The organism is Streptomyces sp. NBC_00483, assembly GCF_036013745.1.
GTDB lineage: Bacteria > Actinomycetota > Actinomycetes > Streptomycetales > Streptomycetaceae > Streptomyces.
Genome location: NZ_CP107880.1, coordinates 5,535,602 through 5,556,430, shown reverse-complemented (window position 1 = coordinate 5,556,430; position 20,829 = coordinate 5,535,602). Strand labels below are relative to the sequence as shown.

At 72.4% G+C, this 20,829-nt stretch carries 19 protein-coding genes; 7 read left to right on the top strand and 12 right to left on the bottom strand.

The window, feature by feature from the left end; all coding sequences use genetic code 11:
- Positions 1–2: 2 nt before the first annotated feature.
- The 3 genes from OHA73_RS24905 to OHA73_RS24895 all read right to left on the bottom strand — a co-directional run bounded on the left by OHA73_RS24905 (position 3) and on the right by OHA73_RS24895 (position 3,890).
- Positions 3–485 carry a hypothetical protein gene (locus OHA73_RS24905; protein WP_443063225.1) on the bottom strand — a complete coding sequence of 161 codons (483 nt, stop codon included), beginning with the start codon at positions 483–485 and terminating at the stop codon, positions 3–5.
- A 103-nt stretch (positions 486–588) separates the two neighbouring features.
- Positions 589–2,991, bottom strand: a complete 2,403-nt coding sequence (locus OHA73_RS24900; RefSeq protein WP_327656167.1) for an outer membrane protein assembly factor BamB family protein — start codon at positions 2,989–2,991, stop codon at positions 589–591.
- Between the two features lie 182 nt (positions 2,992–3,173).
- Positions 3,174–3,890: a VOC family protein gene (locus tag OHA73_RS24895; protein ID WP_266712766.1), complete on the bottom strand. Its 717-nt coding sequence runs from the start codon at positions 3,888–3,890 to the stop codon at positions 3,174–3,176.
- Positions 3,891–4,053: 163 nt separating this feature from the next.
- On the opposite strand from OHA73_RS24895, the gene OHA73_RS24890 reads away from it, so the two are divergent.
- Complete coding sequence (locus OHA73_RS24890) at positions 4,054–4,701, top strand: TetR family transcriptional regulator (protein WP_266712764.1); 648 nt, start codon at positions 4,054–4,056, stop codon at positions 4,699–4,701.
- A gap of 79 nt (positions 4,702–4,780) precedes the next feature.
- On the opposite strand, the gene OHA73_RS24885 is transcribed toward OHA73_RS24890, so the two are convergent.
- Positions 4,781–5,257 (bottom strand): nitroreductase family deazaflavin-dependent oxidoreductase, encoded by a 477-nt coding sequence (locus OHA73_RS24885; protein WP_266712762.1) that lies wholly within the window; start codon positions 5,255–5,257, stop codon positions 4,781–4,783.
- Entirely contained in the window at positions 5,257–6,456 is a 1,200-nt protein-coding gene (locus OHA73_RS24880; protein WP_327656166.1) for an acyl-CoA dehydrogenase family protein, read from the bottom strand. Before OHA73_RS24880 ends, OHA73_RS24885 begins: the two co-directional genes overlap by 1 nt.
- Positions 6,457–6,574: 118 nt before the next feature.
- Between OHA73_RS24880 and OHA73_RS24875 the strand changes: the two genes are divergently transcribed.
- Together OHA73_RS24875 and OHA73_RS24870 are read left to right on the top strand one after the other, a co-directional pair.
- Positions 6,575–7,744 carry a thiolase C-terminal domain-containing protein gene (locus OHA73_RS24875; RefSeq protein WP_327656165.1) on the top strand — a complete coding sequence of 390 codons (1,170 nt, stop codon included), beginning with the start codon at positions 6,575–6,577 and terminating at the stop codon, positions 7,742–7,744.
- A 77-nt stretch (positions 7,745–7,821) separates the two neighbouring features.
- Entirely contained in the window at positions 7,822–8,493 is a 672-nt protein-coding gene (locus OHA73_RS24870) for a pyridoxine/pyridoxamine 5'-phosphate oxidase (protein ID WP_327656164.1), read from the top strand.
- Between the two features lie 172 nt (positions 8,494–8,665).
- Here OHA73_RS24870 and OHA73_RS24865 read toward each other — a convergent pair whose 3' ends face one another.
- From OHA73_RS24865 to OHA73_RS24855, 3 genes are all read right to left on the bottom strand, one after another.
- Complete coding sequence (locus tag OHA73_RS24865) at positions 8,666–9,568, bottom strand: GNAT family N-acetyltransferase (RefSeq protein ID WP_327656163.1); 903 nt, start codon at positions 9,566–9,568, stop codon at positions 8,666–8,668.
- A 103-nt stretch (positions 9,569–9,671) separates the two neighbouring features.
- Positions 9,672–10,109 (bottom strand): Zn-ribbon domain-containing OB-fold protein, encoded by a 438-nt coding sequence (locus OHA73_RS24860; RefSeq protein ID WP_266712752.1) that lies wholly within the window; start codon positions 10,107–10,109, stop codon positions 9,672–9,674.
- Entirely contained in the window at positions 10,106–10,558 is a 453-nt protein-coding gene (locus OHA73_RS24855; RefSeq protein WP_327658522.1) for a DoxX family membrane protein, read from the bottom strand. The genes OHA73_RS24860 and OHA73_RS24855 overlap by 4 nt, the downstream gene beginning before the upstream one ends.
- A gap of 198 nt (positions 10,559–10,756) precedes the next feature.
- Between OHA73_RS24855 and OHA73_RS24850 the strand changes: the two genes are divergently transcribed.
- From OHA73_RS24850 to OHA73_RS24840, 3 genes are all read left to right on the top strand, one after another.
- On the top strand, positions 10,757–11,929 hold the full coding sequence (locus OHA73_RS24850; RefSeq protein WP_327656162.1) for a flavin-containing monooxygenase: 1,173 nt from the start codon (positions 10,757–10,759) through the stop codon (positions 11,927–11,929).
- A gap of 259 nt (positions 11,930–12,188) precedes the next feature.
- Complete coding sequence (locus OHA73_RS24845) at positions 12,189–14,411, top strand: acetate--CoA ligase family protein (protein ID WP_327656161.1); 2,223 nt, start codon at positions 12,189–12,191, stop codon at positions 14,409–14,411.
- Between the two features lie 43 nt (positions 14,412–14,454).
- A complete protein-coding gene (locus OHA73_RS24840; protein ID WP_327656160.1) occupies positions 14,455–15,318 on the top strand; it encodes an enoyl-CoA hydratase/isomerase family protein in 864 nt (287 codons plus the stop codon).
- Positions 15,319–15,426: 108 nt separating this feature from the next.
- Here OHA73_RS24840 and OHA73_RS24835 read toward each other — a convergent pair whose 3' ends face one another.
- Positions 15,427–16,464, bottom strand: coding sequence for a GlxA family transcriptional regulator (locus tag OHA73_RS24835; protein ID WP_327656159.1), 1,038 nt, complete (start codon positions 16,462–16,464; stop codon positions 15,427–15,429).
- Between the two features lie 19 nt (positions 16,465–16,483).
- On the opposite strand from OHA73_RS24835, the gene OHA73_RS24830 reads away from it, so the two are divergent.
- The gene (locus OHA73_RS24830; RefSeq protein WP_327656158.1) at positions 16,484–17,872 is read left to right on the top strand and encodes an MFS transporter; all 1,389 of its coding nucleotides are present in this window, start codon (positions 16,484–16,486) and stop codon (positions 17,870–17,872) included.
- Here the strand turns inward: OHA73_RS24830 and OHA73_RS24825 are convergent.
- The 3 genes from OHA73_RS24825 to OHA73_RS24815 form a co-directional block, all read right to left on the bottom strand.
- Positions 17,861–18,475, bottom strand: coding sequence for a flavin reductase family protein (locus OHA73_RS24825; RefSeq protein WP_327656157.1), 615 nt, complete (start codon positions 18,473–18,475; stop codon positions 17,861–17,863). The genes OHA73_RS24830 and OHA73_RS24825 overlap by 12 nt on opposite strands.
- A 119-nt stretch (positions 18,476–18,594) precedes the next feature.
- Positions 18,595–19,644, bottom strand: coding sequence for a Zn-dependent alcohol dehydrogenase (locus OHA73_RS24820; RefSeq protein WP_327656156.1), 1,050 nt, complete (start codon positions 19,642–19,644; stop codon positions 18,595–18,597).
- Entirely contained in the window at positions 19,641–20,828 is a 1,188-nt protein-coding gene (locus tag OHA73_RS24815) for an acyl-CoA dehydrogenase family protein (RefSeq protein WP_327656155.1), read from the bottom strand. Before OHA73_RS24815 ends, OHA73_RS24820 begins: the two co-directional genes overlap by 4 nt.
- Between the last annotated feature and the right edge of the window lies 1 nt (position 20,829).

Genomic DNA, 20,829 nt, shown 5'->3' with positions numbered 1-20,829 from the left:
GGTCAGCCCAGCGCGCGGGCGTACGGGTCGATGCGGCAGCGGTCGACGTCGGCGGCGAGGGTCTTGCTGCCGACCGGCACCTGAACGGTCGCCTTGCCCCGCGAGGCCACCTCGACCTCGTGGTGGCGGTCGGCCACCGTGTTGCCGCCCGCGCCGAGGAAGGCGCCGTGCACGTCGAACCGCACGCGCGTGCTGTTCGGGTTGGTGACCGTGACCAGGGCGTACGCCTGCTGCGCGTCGGCGCACTTGAGCAGCTTCACGGTGGCGTCCTGAAGGTTCCTCGTGGCGGAGGACGACGGCGTCGTGGAGCGGTGCCGGGTGTGCCGGGTGTAGCTGCTGCCGCTGCCGCCCTTGGAGACGTGCGAGGAGGTCGAGTCGTGGCTCTGGGACGAGCTGCTGCAGCCGCCCCCGCTGCTGCTGCTCCGGCTCTTGGAGTGTCCGTGGCTCCGGCCGGTGGTGAACCCCGTGAGGGCCACCACCACCATCGTCGCCACCGCTGTCAGTTTCAGTCCCCGTTTCATCACGCGGGGCACCCTATCGGGGCCGGGCCCCGATAGGCAGAGGGCCCTGAGAAGACCCCCGGGACCTTCACCGACTGGTCCCGGTCCCCTTCTCCGCGTCCAGCGCGTACACGCAGCGGTCCTTGCTGCATGCGTAGACGACGCCGTTCCTGACGACCGGTGTTCCCGTGATCTCGCCGCCCGTGGCGAGCTTCCAGCGCAGGCGGCCGTCGTCGGCCTTCAGCGTGTAGAGCAGGTGGTCCGTGGAGCCGAAGTGAATGCGCCCGTCCGCCACCACGGGCGCCCCGGCGATCTCGCCGCCTGCCTGGAAGCGCCACTTCGGGGTGCCGGTCACGGCGTCCAGGGTGTACAGCCCCTGGCCGCTGCCGACGTGCACATGTCCCTGCGCGACCAGGACCGGGTCGACCGACGAGGGCCGGGCCTCGGTCGCGATGCGCCAGCGGTCGCGGCCGTCGGTGGCGTCGAGCGCGTACACGGTGCCGAGGTGGTCGACGAGGTAGACGCCGCCGCCGGTGACCGCGGCGCCGGGGGCGAACGCGGGCGGGCTGAGGAACACGGCGGGCGCCTCGAAGTGCCAGCGGACGTGGCCCGATGCGGCATCGATGGCGAGGACGCGGGTGCCCGCGGCGACGTACACATGGCCGTCGGGCGCGGGCGTGAGACGCATCGGGACACCGCCGCAGGAGCCCGCGTCGCCGATCGGGTACGACCAGCGCTCGTCACCCGTACGGGCGTCGAGGGCGCGAAGCCGCGCGTCCTGCCACACGTAGACCGTGCCGTCGTACATGACGGGTCCGGCCTCCGTGGCCTCGAAGTCCGTCTGGCAGCCGGTGATCTCCCACTGGAGGTCGCCGCTGACGGCCTCGCGGGCCTGGACTCCGCCGCCGCGGGTGGCGGTGACGACGGTGCCGCCGGCGGCCTGGAGCGCGTACACCCAGGCGTCGGTCTGGATCCGCCACAGGTCGCTGCCGTCGCGGGCGTCGAGCGCCCACAGCGTGGGGCCGTCGGAGGCGTGGATACAGCCGTCCGCGACGGCCATGGACCAGGCGACGTCACGGGTCTTGAAGCGGCGCCGCCCGGTGGCCACGTCCAGGACGTGCACCTCGAACGACGTGACGTAGACGAGGTCGCCGGCCACCGCGGGCGTGCCCCACACATCGTTCGACATGCGGAAGCGCCAGGGCCGCCAGGGCGCACCCTCGGCGACGGAGGGCGCGGGCACGACCGGTTCGTGCGAGCCGTTCACCGCGGGCTTGGAGCGGGACCAGGATCCGGCGAGGCCCGATTCGGCGGGCGGCGCCTTCACGGCGGCGGCCCGCGCGTCGGCGACCCGCGGTCCGGGCCCGATCGGCACCTGCGCCCCGGCCAGGTGCACGGGCCCGTCGGCCACGAGGCTCTGGCCCGCGGGCACGGGCGAGTGCCGCCAGCCGTCCGTGCCCACGGGCGGGGACGCGGGGACCATGGGCGGCGCGGGCGGCTGCGAGGGCATGGCGGGGATCGGCGCACCGTGCCCGTTCGGAGCGGCGTGCGCGCCGGGGCCCGGCGGCCGGGTCGCGGGGGCCTTGGGGGCGGGGCGGCCGCCGCGGCGCGTCTCGATCAGCGCGACGGAGCGCTCGGGCAGCCAGGCGGACGCGGTGCCGCTGTCGTCGCTGCCCGCACCGAACAGGTGGGGGGCGAGCTGGGACTGCAGGTCGGCCGGGGAGGGCCGCTTGACCGACTCCATCTGCATGCACGCTTCAAGGAGCGGCCGCAGCTCCTCCGGTAGCCCCTCCAGGTCCGGGCCCTCGCGCAGCAGCATGAACACGGTCTCGACGGGGTTCGCGCCGTGGAACGGGGCGTGCCCGGTCGCCGCGAAGACGAGGGTCGAGCCGAGCGAGAAGACGTCCGAGGCGCCCGTCACGCTGCGCGAGTCCTTCGCCTGCTCGGGCGACATGTACGCGGGCGTGCCCACCGCCACGTTCGTCATCGTCAGGCGCGTGTTCGAGACGCCGGACGCGATGCCGAAGTCGATGACGCGCGGGCCGTCCTCGACGACCAGCACGTTCGACGGCTTGAGGTCGCGGTGCACCAGGCCCGCGCCGTGGATCGACTGCAGGGCCTCGGCGATGCCCGCGGCGAGCCAGCGCACGGCCTGGGCGGGCAGCGGCCCGGTCTCGTTCACTATTTCTTCGAGGGAGGGCGCAGGTACGTACGCGGTGGCGAGCCAGGGCACGGCCGCGCGCGGGTCGGCGTCGACGACGGCGGCCGTGTAGAAACCGGACACCGCCCGTGCCGCCTCGACCTCGCGCGTGAAACGGACCCGGAACAGCTGGTCCTCGGCGAGCTCCGTACGCACCGTCTTGATCGCCACGCGTCGGCCCGAAGCCGAGCGCGCCAGATAGACCAGGCCCATGCCGCCCGCGCCGAGCCGTCCCAGAACCTCGAACGGACCGATCCGCCTCGGATCGTGCTGCGTCAGCTGATCCATCACTTGCCTGCCACCTCCCCGTGCGGGCCACCGCACTCACGGCCCCCGTCAGCGTCTCACCACCGAAGCGCCACGGCGGCACGCACCCCGATTCTTCCTGTCTCGGCCCTCAGTTGCGAACCTCGGGTCAAAACGGGGTGTCTCGGAGCATTCGGGGCCCAGGACCCGTCGTCGAACGACAGGCCCTACTCCTGCTCGCACACCGCGAACACCGCCCCTTGATCATCCTCGATCACGGCGGCACGTCCGTACGCCGTGGGGTGCGGGCCCACCCGCACCCGCCCGCCGAGGCGGACCGCGGCCGCCGCCGTGGCACCGGCGTCGGCGCAGCCGAAGTGCAGCAGGAACCGGCCGAGCCCCTCGGGGACGACCTTACGGCGCACCGCCGCCCCGAAGGCCTCCTCTCCGAATACGGCTCCGAAGAAGGAATCGCTCAGCGCGGCATCCGGCGTGAGCAGCTCGACGCCGCAGAACGCCCCGGCCCCGCCCATCCGCTCGAAACCCCGGTGGCTCCCCGCCTGCCGCAGCACGAACGCCGCCCCCTCCGGGCCCCGCGCGAGCGCCACGGTCGCCTCCGTCCCGCCGGACAGCGGCCCCGCCTCGATGTGCCCGCCCGCCGCGAAGACCCGTTCGGCGGCGGCGTACGCGTCGCGCACGGCCAGGTGCATGCGCCATTGGACGCCCAGATTCGCCGGGGCGAGGGCGGCGACGGCACGGTCCTCGCTGTAGGCCGCCGTGTAGTAGTCGCGCTCGGCGCCCGCGCCCTCGTCGAAGGTCCAGCCGAAGAGATCGCCGTAGAACCGCTTGCCCGCCTCGACATCCGCGAGCCGGGCGTCGGCCCAGCACGGTGCCCCTTCGGGAAATTCGGGGAGGGCGGGCCGATCGCGGCGGGCGGGACGCATGGGCGTCACGCTAACCAGGCCGAACGGGCCGCCGTGATTGAAATTCGAACGTTTGGCCAATTCCAGTCGCTCACGGCGCGTCATTTGACCGGAGGTCATGACGGCCAACCCCATTTGCAGTCGGCCAGATCGCGCTCCGATCACCCCTCGGTAAGCTGACGGCATGACAGGACAAGTACGGACCGTCGACGGCCGCGTGGCCGGCCGACGCGGTCAGGCAACACGTCAGAAGCTGCTCGACTGCCTCGGCGAGATGCTCAGCTCCTCGCCCTACCGGGACGTCAAAGTCATTGATGTCGCGCGAAAGGCGGGCACTTCGCCCGCGACCTTCTACCAGTATTTCCCGGACGTCGAGGGCGCCGTCCTGGAGATCGCCGAGCAAATGGCCACCGTGGGTGCGGGGTTGACCGAACTGGTCGCGGACCGCTCCTGGGTCGGCAAGGCCGGCTGGGCCACGGCGCAGGAACTCGTTGACGGGTTCCTGGAGTTCTGGCGCAAGAACGACGCGATCCTGCGGGTCGTCGACCTCGGCGCGGCCGAGGGTGACAAGCGCTTCTACAAGCTCCGCATGAAGATCCTGAACTCGGTGAACAACTCCCTCGCGGACGCCGTCAAGGATCTTCAGGACAAGGGCAAGGTCGACAAGGACGTGAGCCCGGCCGCGGTCGCCGGTTCACTGGTCGCCATGCTCGCCGCGGTCGCCTCGCACCAGAAGGGCTTCCAGTCCTGGGGTGTGAAGCAGGCCGAACTCAAGCCGAACCTTGCGATGTTGGTGCACCTGGGCGTGACCGGAAAGAAGCCCGCCAAGTAACTCTTCCTGGTCCTGTCGTGCAGCGGCGGTTCGCGTGGTGCAACGTGAGCCGCCGCTGTTGCAGTTCGCGGCCGGCCGCTCAGCGGCGTTCCAGGCGGAACAGCCGGATCTCCCGCTCCACCCGCCGCTGGTACGCGGCGTAGGGCGGCCAGAACTTCAGCGCCGCCGCCCATGCCTCCTCCCGCTCGCGGCCGTCCAGGAGCCGGGCCGTCACCGGGACGTCCGCCCCGCGCCAGTTGATCTCGGCGTCCGGATGCGCGAGCAGGTTCGCGGTCCAGGCGGGATGACCGGGCCGCCCGAAGTTCGACCCGATCAGCAGCCAGGTCCCCCGCTCCTCCTCGGGCATGCACGCGAGTGGAGTACGCCGCTCGATCCCGCTCTTCGCGCCCCGCACGCTGAGGATCACGCCCGGCAGCATCTGCGCGCTGAGCAGCACCTTTCCGCGTGTGAGCCGGTGCACGGTGCGGTCGAGAGCGGGGATGACGTGCGGCGCGAGGCGGCCGAACGTCCGCGTCGACGACACCTTCTGCACCAGCTTGATGCCCGGCGGCGCCATCAGACCGCCACCTCCAGACCGGGACCCGGTGCGAACAGCTCGGCGGCCTGCGCGGCACGGTCGCGCAGCAGGTGCACGGGCCCGAACAGCAGCTCGTCGCCGGCGGCCCGCTTCAGGTACAGATGCGCGTCGTGCTCCCAGGTGAACCCGATGCCGCCGTGCAGCTGCACCGCCTCCCCCGCCCCGGTCCGCAGCGCCTCGAGCGCCTGGGCGAGCGCGAGGCCGCCGACCCGTGCCTCGTCGGCGGTACTCGCAGCCCATGCCGCGTAGTACGCGGCCGAGCGCGCGGCCTGGACCTGTACGTACACATCGGCGAGCCGGTGCTTCACGGCCTGGAAGGAGCCGACGGGCCTGCCGAACTGTTCCCGCTCCTTGACGTACTCGACGGTCCGCTCCAGCGCCCGGTCCGCGGCGCCCACGGCCTCGGCGGCGAGCAGGGTGGCGGCGGTGTCCCCGACGGCGGCGAGCGCCCCGGTCACATCACCGTCCTCCTCGCCGAGCAACTCGGCCTCGACGTTGCGAAGTTCGATGCGCGCCTGCGGCCGCGTCTCGTCCATGGCCGTCTGGCGTACGCGTACGAGCCCGGGGGCGTCCTCGCGTACGAGGAACAGGAGCGTGCGGGAGCGGGCGAAGCCTCCGGTGTGCGCGGCGACGAGCAGCAGCCCGGCGCTGTGGCCGTCGAGCACCTGCTCGGCCTGCCCGTAGAGGCGCCATCCGTTCTCCTGCCGGGCGGCCTGCACGCCGCCGGCCCGGCCGCCGCCCGCCCAGTCCCCAGCGTTGTCGGCGACGAGCCCGAGGGCGGTGGCGAGGCCCGTGCCGGGCACGGCGAGCGTGGCGGTCAGGGTGCCTTCGGCGATCTTCGGCAGCAGCGCGGAGCGCTGGGCCTCCGTACCGAGGGCGGAGACGAGCGGGGCGGCGAGCCCGCTGCCTGCGAGCAGCGGCGTGGGAGCGAGAACGCGCCCCAACTCCTCCGCCGCGAGCGCGAGTTCCACGATGGATCCGCCCACACCCCCGCACTCCTCCGGCAGCGCGAGCCCCGGTAGCCCGAGCTCCGCGCTGAGGGTGCCCCACAGAGCGAGGTCATGGCCGGCGGGGGTGCGGGTGGCGGCCTTGACGTCGTCCGGGGTGCAGCGCTTGGTGGCGAGTTCGCGCAGGGTACGGCGGATCTCTTGCTGTTCCTCGGTGAACCTGGCGTCCATGTGGGCCCCTTTCTGACGGGGCGTCATGTTAGGACGCCGACCGCCGGATGCCCAGAGCTACGCGCACTCCTCCACACCCAACTGCTCCGCACCCCGTATCTGATGTACCGTCAGATTCATGACTGAGACCGGAAGCAAGGTCGCCATCACGGGCATAGCCCTCTCCGACTGCGGCCGCGTCGACGAAGCCACTCCCTACGCCCTGCACGCCCAGGCCGCCCGCCGGGCGCTCGCCGACGCGGGGCTCACCCCCGACGTCGTCGACGGCTTCGCGAGCGCGGGCCTCGGCACCCTCGCACCGGTCGAGGTCGCCGAGTACCTGGGGCTCAAACCCCGCTGGGTCGACTCCACTTCGGTCGGCGGCTCCACCTGGGAGGTCATGGCGGCGCACGCGGCCGACGCGATCCGGGCGGGCCACGCACGCGCCGTCCTCCTCGTCTACGGCTCCACGGCCCGCGCCGACATCAAGGCGAAGCGCCGCACCTCGAACCTGTCGTTCGGTGCGCGCGGCCCATTGCAATTCGAGGTCCCGTACGGCCACTCACTCATCGCCAAGTACGCGATGGCGGCCCGCCGCCACATGCACGAGTACGGCACGACCCTCGATCAGCTCGCCCAGGTCGCGGTCCAGGCCCGCGCGAACGCGTCCCGCAATCCGGGCGCCATGTTCCGCGACCCGATCACGGTCGACGAGGTGCTCGACGGGCCGATGATCGCCGACCCGTTCACCAAACTGCACTGCTGCATCCGCTCGGACGGCGGCGCGGCGGTGCTGCTGGTGGCCGAGGACCTGGTGCGCGACTGCGCGAAACCGCCGGTGTGGGTGCTGGGTTCGGGCGAGCACGTCTCGCACACCACCATGTCCGAGTGGGACGACTTCACGGTCTCGCCGGCGGCGGTCAGCGGCCGCCTGGCCTTCGAGCGGGCCGGGGTGACCCCGGCCGAGATCGACATCGCGGAGATCTACGACGCCTTCACGTACATGACGCTCGTGACCCTGGAGGACCTCGGCTTCTGCGCCAAGGGAGAGGGAGGCGCGTTCGTCGAGAAGGGCCGCCTCCTGCACGACGGCGAACTCCCGACGAACACGGACGGCGGCGGCCTCTCCGCCCAGCACCCCGGCATGCGCGGCCTCTTCCTCCTGGTGGAGGCGGCACGCCAACTGCGCGGCGAGGCGGGCGGCCATCAGGTGCGGCGGACGGACGGTTCGCTGCCGCAGCTGGCCGTGGCGTCGGGGACGGGCGGCTGGTTCTGCTCGGCGGGGACGGTGGTGTTGGGGCGGGATTGAGAGGGGATGACCCGCGGGAAGGGCGCCGACCCGAGCCACCGGCACGCGAGAACCGGTCCATGGAACGATCGGGGACCATGGAACCGGAACCCGCACCCGATCTCGACGCCCTGCTGCGCTCCCTGCGCGTATGGGACACCGAGCTGCCCGCCTTCGACCCGCGGGACGCGCCCGCCGCACCCCTCGCCCTGTTCACGGAGTGGTTCGCCGCGGCCGTGGCGGCGGGCCAGCCCGAGCCGCACACCCCCTCGCTCGCGACAACGGACACCGAGGGCCGCGCCGATGTCCGTACGGTGATGCTGCACGGCGCGGACGAGGCGCACGGCTGGCACTTCGCCTCGCACGCGGGCAGCGCGAAGGGCCGCCAGCTCGCCGCGCACCCGTACGCGGCGCTCGGCTTCTACTGGCCGGCGCAGGGCCGCCAGATCCGGGTCCGCGGCCCCGTCCGCACGGCGCCACCCGAGACCGCCCACGCCGATCTGCACGCCCGCTCGACCGGCGCGCTCGCCTCGGCCCTCGTCGGCCACCAGAGCGAACCGCTCGGCTCCTACGAGGAGTTGGAGCGCGCCTCGGACGCAGCGTGGGAACGCGCGCAGCGCGAACCGGACGCCGCCGCCCCCTCCTGGACGGTCTACGAGCTGGCCCCGGACGAAGTCGAGTTCTTCCAGGGCGACGCCCGCCGCCGCCACGTACGCCTCAGGTACCTGCGCACGGCGGAGGGCTGGACCAAGGAGCTGCTGTGGCCGTGAGGGGTCGGGCCGACCGGGTCCGTCAGGGCGTCGGCCGTACCCCGCGGCTCCTCTCGGCCGTGCACCTCGGCCCGCCGGCCGTGCCCCTTAGCTCGTCGGCCGGGCACGTCGGCTCGCCCGGCCGTGCCCGTCAGCGCGTCGGCCGTACCCCGCGCCTCCCCGGCCGCGCCCCTCAGCGCCTGAACTCCCACACCGCGAACTCCCGGACCGGCCGGTAGCCGAGGCGTTGGTAGAGGGCGTTGCTCGTCGGGTTGGAGATGTCCGTGAAGAGCAGTACCTCTTCGGCGCCCTCGGCCCGCGCGGCCCGGCTGACCTCGGCTGTGACGGCGGCCGCGTACCCCCGGCCGCGCAGCGCGGGCGGCGTGTAGACGGGGGCGACCCGGACGGTGCCCAGCGATCCGAGGGTGAGGCCCGCCATCGAGACAGGATCGCCGCCGTCCTCCCAGAGGGTGACGCCGCCGTAGGCGATGCGCTCGTCGGCCCAGGCCTCGGCCTGCTCCCGCGACGCGGCGTCGCGCGGGTGCGCCTCCGTCTCGAAGGCCATGTGCCAGTCCACGAGGAGGTCCCGGTCGGTCCCGCCCGCGATCCGCGCCCCGCCCTCGGGCAGGCTCTTCGGTGGCGTGAGCTCGCCGAGCCGGAACAGCCGCTGCCGCATCACGCGCTCGGCCCGCGCGCCGGGATGCCGTTCGCGCCAGGCCCCGGCGAGGGCGGCGGTCGACTCCAGCGCGCCGTTCGCACCGTCGAGCGGGAGTTCGGCGACGGCGTCGACCAGGGCGCCCGCCGCTTCCTTGCGGCCCGCATCCTCGCGGCCCGCGTCCTCGCCGGGCAGCGCCACGTACAGGAAGTACGGCGGCGTCCAGAAGAAGTAGCCGTCCGCCTTGCCGCCGGGACCCGTCCACACCCCGAAGCGCGCGCCGTCACGCGCCCAGCCGGACGCCCGCATGCGCGCGGTGACGCTGAGCGCCACCGTGTGCAGGGCCGGGTCGGAGGCCAGCAACTCCCCTGCCTGTTCGTCGAATTCATCGAGGGCCGACGTCAGCAGCCACTCGCCGGTGCGTGCCCGTGAGGTCGTCATCCGGCCATGATGGCCACGCCCGCATCCGCACAGCCACCGGATTACGACGCAGGCCACCGCACGACCACGCGGTCACGGCACGCGCCACCACAGCCCCGCCCGGCTACACCGCAGGCCTGAACACCGGTACCGCGAAGCCCTCCCCGCCCTCCCGGAAGTCGACCGTCAGGTCCATCCCCATCCGCAGGTCGGCCTCCGCGCAGTCCACGATCTCCGTCATCATCCGCGGCCCCTCGGCGAGGTCGACGACGGCGGCGGTGTACGGGGTGCGGCCCCCGAAGGGCGGCAGATCGTTGCGGTGCACGACGGACCACGTGTAGAGCGTGGCCCGGCCGCTCGCGTCCGCCCACCGCCCGTCCTCGCTCCAGCAGAACGGACAGAACTCGCGCGGATAGTGATGGTCACGCCCGCAGCTCCCGCAGTGCCTGAGCAGCAGCCGCCCCCCGGCGGCCGCGTCCCAGTAGGGCTGCGTGAAGGCATCGGGCTCGGGAACATCGAAACGTACGTCGGCCCCAGCGGCACCGGCGGTGTCAGCACTCACGAGAACAGTCCGATCGCGTGGTCGAGGGACCAGGACTGCCAGGACATGGCGAACAGCGCGACGAGCGAGATCAGGCCCATCATCGCGTTCTGCCCCTGCTCGGCCCAGTCATGGATCATGAGCGTGAAATACAACAGATTCAACAGCAGCCCGCCGACCAGCGCGATCGGCGTCAGGAACCCGAGGATCAGGCCGACCCCCAGGGCGAGTTCGGCATACACCACGACGTACGCCATCGTCTTCGGCCGCGGTTTCACTACGACCTCGAAGCCGCTGCGCACCGCGTTCCACTTGTGCTTGCCGGCCACATCCGCGGCCCAGGCGATCCCCGTCCCGCGCTCGAACCAGCCCTTCTTGTCCTTGTGCCGCCAGCTCTCCAGCCACCACAGGCCGAGCCCGATGCGCAGCACGGCGAGCCACTCGGCGCCGCTGAGCCCTATCGCGTCCATGAAGTCCGGCCCCTCCTCCATTTTCTGACGGTACGTCAGTTCCTCGGGTAGGCCAGTTCAACCCATCCGGCACCGCCTCCGCAAGGGCCCCGCACGCAGCAACGGCCGGGCGACCCCGATCGCGGCCCGTGATCAATTCGCAACCGGTTTCCGTCTTGACCGGTCCCGCTCAAACCGGCGCCGCAATACGCTCCGTACATGGCCGACTCCCCACACGCACCGGCACGCAGCCATGAACGCCCGCCCGTGTACGTCATCGGGGGCGGCCCCGGCGGACTCGCCGCGGCCGTCGGCCTCGAGGCGCACGGCGTCCGGGCCGTCGTCCTCGAGAAGTCCGACCGCGTCGGCACCTCCTGGCGCGGCCATTACGACCGCCTCCACCTGCACACCACGCGCCGCCTCTCCGGCCTCCCGGGCCTCCCGATGCCGCGCCGCTTCGGCCGCTGGGTCGCCCGCGACGACGTCGTGCGCTATCTGGAGAAGTACGCCGAGCACCACGACCTGGAAGTCGTCACCGGCGTCGAGGTCACCCGCATCGAGCGGGCCGCCGACGATTCGGGCTGGCTGCTGCGGGCCACCGGTGGCCGCGAGCTGACCTCGGCCGCCGTGGTCGTCGCCACCGGCTACAACCACACCCCGCACCTGCCCGACTGGCCCGGCGCCTCCACGTACACCGGGAAGCTGCTGCACGCGGGCGAGTACCGCAACCCGGACCCCTTCACCGGCCAGGACGTCCTCGTCGTCGGCGCGGGCAACACCGGCGCCGAGATCGCCGTCGACCTGATCGAGGGCGGCGCCGCGCGCGTCCGCATCGCCGTGCGCACCGCGCCGCACATCGTGCGCCGCTCCACGCTCGGCTGGGCCGCCCAGCGCACCGGCATCCTCTGCCGGCGCCTGCCGGTCGGCCTGGTCGACCGGCTCGCCGTACCACTCGGCAAGCTGAGCGTCCCCGACCTGTCGGCGCGGGGCCTGCAACGCCCCGACACCGGCCTCTACTCGCGGGCACGCCAGGGCGCCATCCCGGTGCAGGACGTCGGCTTCATCGACGCCGTGCGGTCCGGGAAGGTCGAACCCGTCGCCGCCGTCACCTCCTTCGACGCGGACGCGGTGGTCCTCTCCGACGGCACCCACGTCACCCCGGACACGGTGATCGCGGCCACCGGCTACCAGCAGGGCCTCCAGGACCTGGTGGGCCACCTGGACGTCCTGGACCCCGCCACCGGAAGACCCCGCACCCCCTCCCGGCGCACCCCCTCACCTCCCGGCCTCCACTTCACCGGCTACACGAACCCGATATCCGGCATGCTCCGCGAACTGGCCCTGGACGCCGGCCGCATCGGCAAGGCAGTGGCCGCCCAACTCCCGTCCTGAGTCCCCCTTCCTGAGCACCAGGACCCGCCGGGACACCGGCACGAGTACGCCCCTCAGAACATCCGCCCCAGCTTTTTGCGTGCAGCCCTGTTCCTGACACAGCGTCAGTTAAGTAATCTGACAGAGCGTCAGTTATTGATTTCCAGTTGACCCTCGGAGGACTTCGAGGCACTGCACAGGCTGCACAAGCTGCGACTGCACAGGCTGCACAAGCCGCACAGGCAAGAGATGTCGCTGACACACAGGAGCGGGCGGACCGATGCTTGGATCGACGTATGGCACCCTGACCACCGACTCCCGCCGGGCCCGCGTGATCGCCTGCGGTGAGCAGCCCGGACCCGCCGTGCACGGGCGGGCCGGTACCGAAGAGCTGGACGTCAGCGGCCTCCCGCTGCACTCCGACGTACCGGACCTGGACCGGTTCTTCCGGCCCGAGTCCGTCGCCGTCGTCGGCGCGTCCGATGCCGAGGGGCGACCCAACACCGGCATCACCCGGCAGTTGATGGGCTGGGCGGAGCGGGTCGGCGCGCGCCTGTATCCGGTGCACCCCACCCGCGAGACGGTCTTCGGCCTCCCCTGCTCCTCCTCCGTCGCCGAGCTGCCCGAGCAGGTCGACCTCGCCGTGCTGCTCGTCGCCGATCCGCTGCCCGTCATCGAGCAACTCGCCGACACGAAGGTGAAGTTCGCCGTCGCCTTCGCGTCCGGGTTCGCCGAGACCGGTGGCGAGGGCGCCGCCGCGCAGGCCCGGCTCTCCGCCGCCGTGGAGCGGTCCGGGCTGCGGCTGCTCGGCCCGAACACCAACCTCAACGCCTTCGAGCGCTTCCGCGAGGACCTCGACGGGCCGGCCATCGCACTGATCACCCAGTCCGGCCACCAGGGCCGCCCCGTCTTCTCCCTCCAAGAGCTCGGCATCCGGCTCTCCCACTGGGCGCCGACCGGCAACGAGGCCGACCTGGAGACCGCCGACTTCATCTCGTACTTCTCTCAACGCCCCGAGGTCGGCGCCATCGCCTGCTACGTGGAGGGCCTCAAGGACGGCCGCTCCTTCCTCCTCGCCGCCGACCGGGCCGCACGCGAAGGGGTGCCGGTCGTCGCCGTGAAGGTCGGCCGGACGGAGACCGGCGCCCGCACCGCCGCATCGCACACCGGGAAGCTCACCGGCGCCGACACCGTCGTGGACGCCGCCATGCGGCAGTTCGGCGTCATCCGCGTCGACGGGCTCGACGAACTCCAGGACACCTCCGCCCTGTTGGCCCGCGCGAAGCCGCCGCAGGCCGACGGCGTCGTCGTCTACTCGATCTCCGGCGGCACAGGCGCCCACTTCTCCGACCTGGCCACGGAAGCCGGCCTCCACCTCCCGACTCTCCCCCAGGAGAAGCAGAACGAACTGCACCAGTGGATACCCGACTACCTGAGCGTGGCGAACCCGGTCGACAACGGCGGCCACCCGGTCGGCGACTGGCGCGGCCGCAAGATCATCGACGCGATCCTGGCCGACCCGTCCGTGGGCGTCCTCATCTGCCCCATCACCGGCCCCTTCCCTCCCATGAGCGACAAACTGGCGCAGGACCTGGTGGACGCGGCCGAGCAGACGGACAAGCTGGTATGCGTGGTGTGGGGCTCGCCCGTCGGCACGGAGGACGCCTACCGCACGACCCTCCTCGGCTCCTCCCGCGTCGCCACCTTCCGCACCTTCGCCAACTGCATCAGCGCGGTCCGCGCCTACCTCGACCACCACCGCTTCACGGCCTCGTACGTCTCTCCCTTCGACGAGGCGCCGCGCACGCCCTCGCCCTCCTTCCGCAAGGCGCAGGCCCTGATGCGCCCGGGCCACCAGCTGAGCGAGCACGCGGCCAAGCAGCTGCTGCGGGCGTACGGGATCCGGGTGCCGCGCGAGCAGCTGGTGACGAGCGCCGCGGCGGCGGTGCGGGCCGCCTCCCTCGTCGGCTACCCGGTCGTCATGAAGGCATCGGCGCCCCAGCTCGCCCACAAGTCCGAACTCGGCCTGGTCAAGGTCGGATTGACGTCCGCGAGCCAGGTACGGGACGCGTACCGCGAACTCACCGACATCGCCCGCTACGAGGGCATCGAGCTCGACGGCGTTCTCGTCTGCCAGATGGTCGAGCGGGGCGTGGAGATGGTCGTCGGCGTCACCCGCGACGACCTGTTCGGCCCCACCGTCACCGTCGGCCTCGGCGGCGTACTCGTAGAAGTGCTGCGGGACACCGCCGTCGCCGTGCCGCCCTTCGGCGAGAGCCAGGCGCGGGCCGTGCTCGACCAACTCCGCGGGCGGGCCCTGCTCGACGGGGTCAGGGGGGCGCCGCCCGTCGACATCGACGCGCTGGTCGAGGTGATCCTGCGCGTGCAGCGGATGGCGCTCGAACTCGGCGACGACCTCGCCGAGCTGGACATCAACCCGCTGATGGTGCTGCCACGCGGCCAGGGCGCGGTCGCCCTCGACGCCCTCGCCGTGTGCCGCTGAACCGGCCGCCGCCCCTCCACCGCCGACAAGACGGAGCTCCCCCATGACCCAGCCCTCCCCCGCAGAACCTGAACAACCAACGCAACCAACACAAGCCACGCAACCCGAAAAGTCCCTGGACTCATTGGTACTGCACGCCACTGACAACGGCGTCTCGTGGATCACCCTCAACCGGCCCGAGGCCATGAACGCCGTCACCTGGGACCAGCGGGAACGCGTCATCTCGCTGCTCGCCGAGGCCTCCGCGGACCCGGACGTACGGGCCGTCGTGATCACCGCGACGGGCAAGGGCTTCTGCGCCGGGGCCGACCTGCGGGGCGGGGGCGCGGACGCCGGGGAGCGGGTGACGGGCGACGTGGCCCGCATGATCCGCCTCGGCGCGCAGCGCCTGATCACCGCCGTCCAGGACTGCGAGAAGCCGGTGATCGCGGCGGTGAACGGCACGGCGGCGGGCATCGGGGCGCACCTCGCACTGGCCTGCGACCTGGTCCTGGCGGCCGAGTCGGCGCGGTTCATCGAGGTGTTCGTCCGCCGCGGCCTCGTCCCGGACGGGGGCGGCGCCTACCTCCTCCCCCGCCTGATCGGCCCGCAGCGCGCCAAGGAGCTGATGTTCTTCGGCGACGCGCTGCCCGCCGCCGACGCGGAGCGGCTCGGCCTGGTCAACCGGGTCGTACCGGACGGCGAGTTGCCGAAGGTGGCGAGGGAGTGGGCGGAACGCCTCGCGGCGGGCCCCACGCGTGCGCTCGCCATGACCAAGGCACTGGTCAACGCCTCCCTCGACTCGGACCGCTCCACGGCCCTCGCGGCGGAGGCCACGGCCCAGGAACTCAACATGGGCACGCACGACGCGAACGAGGGCGTCGCGAGCTTCGTGGAGCGCCGGCGGCCCGAGTTCAGGGGCCGCTGAGCCGCCCGTGCTCCGGGCTCCGGACCCGTACTCCGTACTGTGACGTGGATCTTCGACAGATCCGAAGATTCACGTCACAGTCCACGTTCTGCGGGCCTCACGCGCCCCTCACGCCACACTCTCGCTCCCCACACTCCCCGCCCGGAACGTCCTCCGATACGCCGTGGGCGTGACCCCCAGTGTGGAATGCAGGTGCTGGCGCATGGACTGGGCCGTGCCGAAGCCCGAGCGGCGGGCCACCTCGTCGATGGAGAGGCCGGAGGTCTCCAGGAGGTGGCGGGCGCGTTCCACGCGCTGGCCGGTGAGCCACTGGCCGGGGCTGACGCCCACCTCCTCCCGGAAGCGGCGGGTGAAGGTGCGTACGGAAAGGGATTCGCGGTCGGCCAGGTCGCGGAGCTGGAGCGGCTCGTGGAGGTGGTCGAGGGCCCACGCGCGGGCGCGCGCGGTGGACGCCAACTGGGGCTCAGGGAGCGGGCGTTCGATGTACTGGGCCTGGCCGCCGTCCCGGTGCGGCGGTACGACGGTGCGGCGGGCCACGTCGTTGGCGACTGCGGCACCGTGGTCGCGCCGTACGAGGTGCAGGCACAGGTCGATGCCCGCGGCGACGCCCGCCGACGAGAGCACGTCGCCGTCGTCGATGAACAGCACGTTGGGGTCGACCTTGATGTGCGGGAAGAGGCGCTGGAAGTGGTCGGCGTCCGCCCAGTGCGTGGTGGCGGGCCGGCCGTCGAGCAGGCCCGCCGCGGCGAGAACGTAGCTGCCGGTGCAGATCGAGACCATGCGGGTCCCGGGGCGGATCCACGCCAGCGCCGCCTCCAACTCCGGTGTGAGACGGCCCTCTTCGTAGACGGGACCCATCTCGTACGAGGCCGGGACGATGACCGTGTCCGCGGTGGCAAGGGCATCCGGGCCGTGCTCCACGTGGATCGCATAGTCGGCGTCGGTCTGCACCCTCCCCGGCTCGCGGACCGCGCAGGTCACCACCTCGTACAGGCGCGCTCCCGTGGCGTCACGGGCGCGGCCGAAGATGCGCTGGGGGATGCCGAACTCGAAGGGGATGAGGCCGTCGAGCGCGAGCACCGCGATGCGGTGCGGGGTGTGCCGTCGGGTCCGTCGGGTACGTCCGGTGCCTCGCGTGGGTCCCATGGCCCGATCCTAGCGAATGATGGCATTCGGGCCACTCGTTCCGGGTGCGGGGATCGCCGAAGCTTTTCGGGTGACCGAGACGCAGACACCACCGAAGGCTCAGGACGGCGCCCGGCAGAGACGTCGCCGGCCCCACCGTGCCTGGGCCGTAGCCGCCGTGACCTTCGTGACCATCGTCGGCGCCGCCGCCTTCGCCTCCCTGCCCGGGCTGCTCATCGAGCCGCTGCACGATCCCGACACGGGGTTCGGCTGGTCGCGCGGCACCATCGGATTCGCCGTGTCCGTGAATCTCGCGCTGTACGGGGTCACGGCCCCGTTCGCCGCCGCGCTCATGGACCGGTACGGGATACGGAAGGTGGTGGCGGTCGCGCTGACCGTCATCTCCGTCGGGTCGCTGCTCACCGTATGGATGACCGCTGCGTGGCAACTGGTCATGTACTGGGGTGTGTTGGTGGGGCTCGGGAGCGGGTCGATGGCGCTCGCCTTCGCCGCGACCGTCACCAACCGCTGGTTCGTCGCGCGGCGCGGGCTTGTCACCGGCGTGCTGACCGCGGCCGGGGCCTCCGGGCAGCTGGTCTTCCTGCCGCTGCTGTCCTGGATCGTCGACCGGCACGGCTGGCGGCCCGCCGCCGTGACCGTGGCGCTGTCGGCGCTCGCCGTGGTCCCACTGGTGTGGCTGCTGCTGCGCGACCACCCCGCCGACGCCGGTGTGGAGCCGTACGGAGCAAAGGAGTTCGTGCCGAAGCCCGCGCCCGTCCGGGGAGCGGGGAAGCGGGCCGTGTCCGTCCTCGTGAAGGCCGCCCGCACCGGGCCCTTCTGGCTGCTCGCCGGGACCTTCGCGATCTGCGGCGCCTCGACGAACGGCCTGGTCAAGACGCACTTCGTGCCCGCGGCCCACGACCACCACATGCCCATCACCACGGCCGCCTCGCTGCTCGCGGTCATCGGTGTCTTCGACGTCGTCGGGACGGTCGCCTCGGGCTGGTTCACCGACCGGATCGAGGCGCGCCGGCTGCTCGCCGTGTACTACGCGCTGCGCGGGATCTCGCTGCTGTTCCTGCCGATGCTGCTCGCGCCCGAGGTCAGGCCGCCGATGCTGTTCTTCATCGTCTTCTACGGTCTGGACTGGGTCGCCACGGTGCCGCCGACGATCGCGTTGTGCCGCGAGCACTACGGCGAGGACAGCGCGATCGTGTTCGGCTGGGTGCTCGCCTCGCACCAGGTGGGGGCCGCGGTCGTGGCCTTCCTGGGTGGAGTGGCGCGGGATGTCTTCGGCTCGTACGACGTGGTCTGGTACGCCTCGGGCGCGCTGTGCGCGGCGGCGGCGCTGATGTCGCTGATCATCCGGCGGGGCCGCGCGGACACCGCTCCGGCCACCCCCGACCCGTCAGCCGCGTCAGTCGCGTAGCGCCGCGAAGGACCCCCGGTGGAAGACCAGGGGTTCCGCGCCGCCGCCCTCTGAGCCCAGCGCCGCCACCCGCCCCACCACGATCAAGTGGTCCCCACCCGTGTGCACCGCGTGGATCGCGCAGTCGATCCACGCGGCCGCGCCGTCGAGCCGCGGCGCGCCGGACACCGGCGCCTCGTCGTACGCGACACCGGCGAACTTGTCCGCCCCGCTGACCGCGAAGCCCCGGCACAACTCGCCCTGGTCCGCGCCCAGTACGTTCACGCAGAACGACCCCGCCCGGGCGATCCGCGGCCAGGTCGTCGAGGTGCGCGCCACCATGAACGCGACCAGCGGCGGGTCGAGGGACAGGGACGCGAAGGACTGGCAGGCGAAGCCGGCGGGGCCCGCGTCCGGCTCGACCGCCGTCACCACGGTCACGCCGCTGGCGAACTCGCCCATGACACGCCGGAATTCGGCCGGATCGACGGGTGCGCGCTCGTCGTCACCGACGGCCCGGAGATCCGGGCGCGGCAGCGTCTCCACCGGTGACTCCGCAGTGGGAGCGCCGACCGACCTGAGGTAGCGGACGACGGTGGCCGCCATCCCTGCATGTCCCATCATCCTGCGTGTCCCATCATGAAATCCATTGAAGCTGACGGGGTGTCAGATTGGAAGGGGTGCGGCGGCCCGGGCCCGCCAAGGGGTGCGGCGCCCCCGGACCACCACACCCCGCCGCCGTGTCAGAAGGTCAGGACCCCGCGCGCCACCCTGCCCGCCTCCGCGTCCTCGACCGCCTTCCCGAAGTCCTCCACCGGGTACGTCCGTGTCACCAGCTCGTCGAGCAGCAGCCGGCCCTCCGCGTACAGGTCCGCGTACAGCTTGATGTCGCGCTGCGGGCGCGAGGAGCCGTAGCGGCAGCCGAGGATCGACTTGTCGAGGAACAGTTCGGCGGGCACGAAACTCGCCTCCGCCTTCGCCGCCGGCATGCCGAGGATCACGGCCTGGCCGTGCCGGTCGAGGAGGTCGATCGCGGCGCGGATCAGCTCGACCCGGCCCACGCACTCGAAGACATGGTCGGCGCCGTCCGGCAGCAACTCCCGCACCGCCCCCACGTCGGCGACGAAGTCGGTCGCGCCGAACTGCCGCGCCACCTCCTCCTTGTCGGGATTCGTGTCGACCGCGACGATCCTCAGCGCACCCGCGACACGGGCCCCCTGGAGGACGTTGAGGCCCACGCCGCCCGTGCCGATCACGACCACCGAGTCGCCGCGGTCGACCTTCGCCCGGTTCAGCACGGCTCCGACACCCGTCAGCACACCGCAGCCGATCAGAGCCGCCGACGTCAGCGGGATCTCCTTCGGGATCTTCACCGCCTGGACGGCCTTCACCACGGTCCGCTCGGCGAACGCCGAGTTCGAGGCGAACTGGAAGAGCTTCTTGCCGCCCCGCTCGAACGGCTTCTGCGGCATGCCGATCGCCTTGCGGCACATCGTCGGCCGGCCCCGGTCGCACTCCGCGCAGGCCCCGCAGTTGGCGAGCGTGGACAGCGACACATGGTCACCGGGCACCACATGGGTCACACCCGCGCCCACCGCCTCCACCACGCCCGCGCCCTCGTGCCCGAGGACCACCGGGCGCGGGAACGGGATCGTCCCGTCGATCACCGACAGGTCGCTGTGGCACAGACCCGCGGCGGCGACGCCGACGAGCACCTCCCCCGGTCCCGGATCCCGTATCTCCAAGTCGTCTACGACGACGGCCTGTTGGCCGTCGAACACAACACCCCTCACGTGGCCTCCCTGGGCAGGCCGAGCACGCGCTCGGCGATGATGGTGCGCTGGATCTCGTCCGAGCCGCCGTAGATCGTGTCGGCGCGGGTGAAGAGGAACAGCCGTTGCTGTTCGTCGAGTTCGTAGGGTGCGTCGGGTGTCCAGTCCGTGGGGCCGACGGACGCCGCCGCGCCCCGCACCCGCAGGGCCAGCTCCCCGAGCCGCTGGTGCCAGCCGCCCCACAGCAGCTTGGCGACGCTCGGCGCACCGGCGTCGGGCGCGCCGCCGAGGGTGCGCAGCGCGTTCCACCGCATGGTCCGCAGCTCGGCCCACAGGCGTACGAGCTGGGCGCGTACGAGCGGGTCGCGGTCCGCCCCGGACTCGACGGCGGCCGCCACGACCGCCCGCAGCTCCTCGGCGAATCCGACCTGCTGGGCCAGCGTCGACACGCCGCGCTCGAAGGCGAGCAGCCCCATGGCGACCTTCCACCCGTCGCCCTCGCCGCCGACGACCTCCTCGGCGACGGCGCCGTCGAAGAACACCTCGTTGAACTCGCTCGTCCCGGTGAGCTGCCGGATCGGCCGTACGTCGATGTGGTCCGGCTGGTCCATGGGGACCAGGAGGAAGGAGATGCCCTTGTGGCGGCGCGCGTCCGGGTCGGTGCGGGCGAGGACGAAGCACCAGTCGGCCTCGTGCGCGAGCGACGTCCACACCTTCTGGCCGGTCACCCGCCAGCGGCCGTCGCTCCCCCGGCTCGCCGACGTACGCAGCGACGCCAGGTCGGAGCCCGCCCCCGGCTCGCTGTAGCCCTGGCACCAGAGGTCCTCGCCGCGGGCGATGCCGGGCAGGAAGCGGCGCTGCTGCTCCTCGGTGCCGTACGCGAGCAGGGTGGGGGCCAGGAGGTTCTCGCCGATGTGGCCGTAGCGGCCCGGCGCCCGTACGCGCGCGTACTCCTCCGCCCAGACGACCTGCTGGGTCAGCGTGGCGACACGGTTGCCGAAGCCCTCCCGGCCCCAGCCGATGCCGATCCAGCCGCCCGTGCCCAACTCCTGTTCCCAGGCGCGCCGTTCGGCGCCGCCCTCGTGCTCACTGCCCGGGCCGCCGCGCCCCACGGCGGCCGTGAACCGCTCGTCCAGATGTTTCTCGAGCCACTCCCGGACCTCGCCCCTGAAGGCCTCGTCCGTCTTGTCGAACCCGAACTCCACG

What these genes read in the sequence shown, in the direction of transcription:
- OHA73_RS24905 (WP_443063225.1), bottom strand. Translation starts at nt 485, where the DNA reads ATGGTGGTGGTGGCCCTCACGGGGTTCACCACCGGCCGGAGCCACGGA.
- OHA73_RS24895 (WP_266712766.1), bottom strand. Translation starts at nt 3,890, where the DNA reads ATGCGTCCCGCCCGCCGCGATCGGCCCGCCCTCCCCGAATTTCCCGAA.
- OHA73_RS24890 (WP_266712764.1), top strand. Translation starts at nt 4,054, where the DNA reads ATGACAGGACAAGTACGGACCGTCGACGGCCGCGTGGCCGGCCGACGC.
- OHA73_RS24885 (WP_266712762.1), bottom strand. Translation starts at nt 5,257, where the DNA reads ATGGCGCCGCCGGGCATCAAGCTGGTGCAGAAGGTGTCGTCGACGCGG.
- OHA73_RS24880 (WP_327656166.1), bottom strand. Translation starts at nt 6,456, where the DNA reads ATGGACGCCAGGTTCACCGAGGAACAGCAAGAGATCCGCCGTACCCTG.
- OHA73_RS24875 (WP_327656165.1), top strand. Translation starts at nt 6,575, where the DNA reads ATGACTGAGACCGGAAGCAAGGTCGCCATCACGGGCATAGCCCTCTCC.
- OHA73_RS24870 (WP_327656164.1), top strand. Translation starts at nt 7,822, where the DNA reads ATGGAACCGGAACCCGCACCCGATCTCGACGCCCTGCTGCGCTCCCTG.
- OHA73_RS24865 (WP_327656163.1), bottom strand. Translation starts at nt 9,568, where the DNA reads ATGACGACCTCACGGGCACGCACCGGCGAGTGGCTGCTGACGTCGGCC.
- OHA73_RS24855 (WP_327658522.1), bottom strand. Translation starts at nt 10,558, where the DNA reads ATGGACGCGATAGGGCTCAGCGGCGCCGAGTGGCTCGCCGTGCTGCGC.
- OHA73_RS24850 (WP_327656162.1), top strand. Translation starts at nt 10,757, where the DNA reads ATGGCCGACTCCCCACACGCACCGGCACGCAGCCATGAACGCCCGCCC.
- OHA73_RS24845 (WP_327656161.1), top strand. Translation starts at nt 12,189, where the DNA reads ATGCTTGGATCGACGTATGGCACCCTGACCACCGACTCCCGCCGGGCC.
- OHA73_RS24840 (WP_327656160.1), top strand. Translation starts at nt 14,455, where the DNA reads ATGACCCAGCCCTCCCCCGCAGAACCTGAACAACCAACGCAACCAACA.
- OHA73_RS24835 (WP_327656159.1), bottom strand. Translation starts at nt 16,464, where the DNA reads ATGGGACCCACGCGAGGCACCGGACGTACCCGACGGACCCGACGGCAC.
- OHA73_RS24830 (WP_327656158.1), top strand. Translation starts at nt 16,484, where the DNA reads ATGGCATTCGGGCCACTCGTTCCGGGTGCGGGGATCGCCGAAGCTTTT.
- OHA73_RS24825 (WP_327656157.1), bottom strand. Translation starts at nt 18,475, where the DNA reads ATGATGGGACATGCAGGGATGGCGGCCACCGTCGTCCGCTACCTCAGG.